We start from the raw sequence: 2,935 nt of genomic DNA, 5'->3' as shown, positions 1-2,935 counted from the left end.
AAAGGGGCGGCACGCAAACCAATCTATTAGCCAAAACTCGTTGGCAAGCCCGCGCCGTCAGACCCGCGGCGTATGCCTTTGCCTCGCGCGACTCTGCGAAGCCGTGAGCGAGAGGGAAAGGGATGCGCCGCGGGTCTGACGCCCGGAGCGGTGAAACCAGCAGTTGCCCTGCGAAGCCGTGAGCGAGGAGGGAAGGTAGTCCGGCCCTCCCGGCCCAGCTCATGCTAGCGCCAAGCGCTAGTAGTTCACCACTTGCTCCTCAAAGTACGCCTTCGGGTGGTTGCACACCGGGCACACCTCAGGCGCCTCGGCACCCACATGCAGGTGCCCGCAGTTCAGGCACTTCCACACCTTCACGCCCTCACGCTCAAACACCTCGCCCGACTCGATGCGCTCGACGAGCTTGTTGTAGCGCTCCTCGTGGGCCTTCTCGACGGCGGCGACACCACGGAACTTTGCGGCAATCTCGGCAAAGCCCTCTTCCTCGGCGGTCTTGGCAAACTCGTCGTACATCGTGGTCCACTCGTAGTTCTCACCCGCGGCGGCATCGCGCAGATTGTCCAGGGTATCGGGGACGGCGCCATCGTGCAGATACTTAAACCACAGTTTGGCGTGCTCGGACTCGTTGCCAGCCGTCTCGGCAAAGATGTTCGAGATCTGAACGTAGCCGTCCTTCTTTGCCTTGGAGGCATAGTAGCGATACTTGGTGTGTGCCTGGGACTCACCGGCAAAAGCGGTCTCGAGGTTCTTCTTGGTTTGGGAATTCTCAAAATCCATAGGTGTACTTCCCTTCAACGCATGCCGCCCGTAGGCTTCGAGCGGCCTCGTCTTTAGGATGCCCTCATGTCGGAAATCTAAACCTTACAATCCTGTTCTTCAGATTTGCACGGGCTAGATGCTCAGCCAGCGATCGCCCTCGGCTCGGCAAAAGCCCTCACGCTCCAGGTCGGCCAGAATGCCCGCGACAAGCTCGCGCTCGACCGGCCCGCGCCCAGCCGCCGCTTCCATATCGTTAACGCCCACCACGGCATCAGCAAGCATAATCCCCGCCGGTTGGCCATCGCGCGCTGCCAGCAACATGCGCACGATATGCGCGCGCTTTTGGCGACGTGAGCCCTCAAACTTTGATTGACGGCTATAGCCCGCCGAGCGCCTGGACGGATTGGGCAACGTCTTTTTTAGATATGCGCCGTAATCCAGCAACGCGTAATACCACGCGCGCGGCGTGTCGGCATCATCGAGCGGCACGGCAAAGGGAGCGATCTCGTCGGTCGCCGCACCGGGGACCGCCGGACAGGCCGCCTGAATCAGCGGCACCAGCTCGCGGTCGGGAACAGCCGGTACATCGGGAAAGAAGTGATGCAGAAAGACCGTGCGCACGTTGGTCTCCAGATACACGCCCGGAAGATCAAACGCAAACGACCGGATACCTTGCGCCGTTGCCGGGCCAATACCAGGCAGAGCGACCAAGTCACGCGTCTCGTGCGGAAACTCCCCGCCCCAATCCTCTACGACCCGTTGAGCGGCCCCGTGAAGCGCCAGAGCGCGTCGGTTGTAGCCCATGCCCTGCCAAGCGTCCAAAACATCGGAAGGCGCGGCCTGGGCAAGCGCCTGCACGGTCGGAAAGCGATCGAGCCACGCCGGCATACGCGTCTCCACGCGTGGTACCTGTGTTTGCTGCAGCATGACCTCAGAAAGCCAAATGATGTACGGATCGCGCGTGCGGCGCCACGGAAGGTCACGATAACGCAGGACCCCTTCCGAACGAATCATCGAACGAAAGGGGTCCTGAATCATATCTATGCTCCTTATGCGGCGCTATTCCTCCCGGCAAGCGCACGCGCAGGTGGCGTACTCGGGAAACGCTTCGCGGTCGGCGAATTTGGGATCGACGGCCGGGAACTGGCGGTGAGCGACGATGTCGCCGAGCGAAACGGAATCGAGGTAATCGCGCATCAACGCTTGAGCTCCGGCCCACAGGGGATGATAGCAGCACGTGCCCATGCGTGCACAGTCGCCATCGGGTGCGGTGCAATCATTCATAACCATAGGGCCCTGAACGGCCTCGACGACCTGGCGGATGGTGACGTCGTCCGGACTGACCTTGAGACGCATGCCACCGTGGACGCCACGCAGGCTCTCCACAATACCGGCCTGGACCAAACCGTGCTGAATCGAGCGGGCAAACGAATACGGAACATTGACCTCTTCGGCAGCGGTGCGAACAGAAAGCAAACGCTCCGGATCCTCGGCAAGCATCGCCAGCATACGAAGGGCGTAATCAGTCTTCCTCGATATGTCCATTTTTCCCCTTTCAAGGAATACGAACAGCTCGAACGAGCTCCGGGGCCGAGCTTGTGTCGAGACGCTAAATGACCGCAGGACATCCAAATGGTAAATCGGATATCCACTGAATGCCGCGCTTGGAGCGAAATGCATCAGATGCGGCCCACAGTGCAATTTAGTATAACCTAACCCCCTGCTTCGTTGAACAGGTGTTGCGCAACAAAGCTGTTGTTTAGACAGATATGCTTATTAGATTTTACTTGCGTTCCCGAAGGGGCGGGGATTCTGGGCGAAGATGCGCCAGGGCGATCGTTCTATCGAAACAAAGTGCATCAAACGCAAAAAGCCACGTCCGAAGACGTGGCTTTAATTGCGTTGGCGGGAAGTACGGGGCTCGAACCCGCGACCTCCGACGTGACAGGCCGGCGCTCTAACCAAACTGAGCTAACTCCCCAGGCAGACGTTCGCGTTTGTTTCCGCTCGCGTGCGCTGCGGGGATTAGTATACACAGAAGTCTGTCCGGCGCGCAACAACTTTTTTGAAAAAATTTTTCGGTCCCTCCGGGAGGGTCTCCGGTGCTGGGGGCGGGGGTTAAGTTTGCTGCTCTACAGTCCTGCGCAAGACGGAAAGCACATTAAGTGCTTTCCTT

Annotated in this window: 3 protein-coding genes and 1 tRNA gene; all 4 read right to left on the bottom strand. The window is 59.5% G+C overall.

The window, feature by feature from the left end; all coding sequences use genetic code 11:
* Positions 1–237 precede the first annotated feature (237 nt).
* The gene (gene rbr / locus DW661_RS05935; RefSeq protein ID WP_055252097.1) at positions 238–777 is read right to left on the bottom strand and encodes a rubrerythrin; all 540 of its coding nucleotides are present in this window, start codon (positions 775–777) and stop codon (positions 238–240) included.
* 114 nt (positions 778–891) lie between these two features.
* Positions 892–1,797 (bottom strand): adenine glycosylase, encoded by a 906-nt coding sequence (locus DW661_RS05930; RefSeq protein WP_118934976.1) that lies wholly within the window; start codon positions 1,795–1,797, stop codon positions 892–894.
* 21 nt (positions 1,798–1,818) lie between these two features.
* On the bottom strand, positions 1,819–2,304 hold the full coding sequence (locus DW661_RS05925; RefSeq protein ID WP_117629049.1) for an Rrf2 family transcriptional regulator: 486 nt from the start codon (positions 2,302–2,304) through the stop codon (positions 1,819–1,821).
* Positions 2,305–2,662: 358 nt separating this feature from the next.
* A tRNA-Asp gene (locus DW661_RS05920) sits at positions 2,663–2,740 on the bottom strand.
* Positions 2,741–2,935 lie beyond the last annotated feature (195 nt).

The organism is Collinsella sp. AM24-1 (assembly GCF_003470325.1).
Taxonomy (GTDB): domain Bacteria; phylum Actinomycetota; class Coriobacteriia; order Coriobacteriales; family Coriobacteriaceae; genus Collinsella.
Note: the sequence above shows the minus strand (reverse complement) of the source record. Positions and strands in the feature narration are given on the sequence as shown.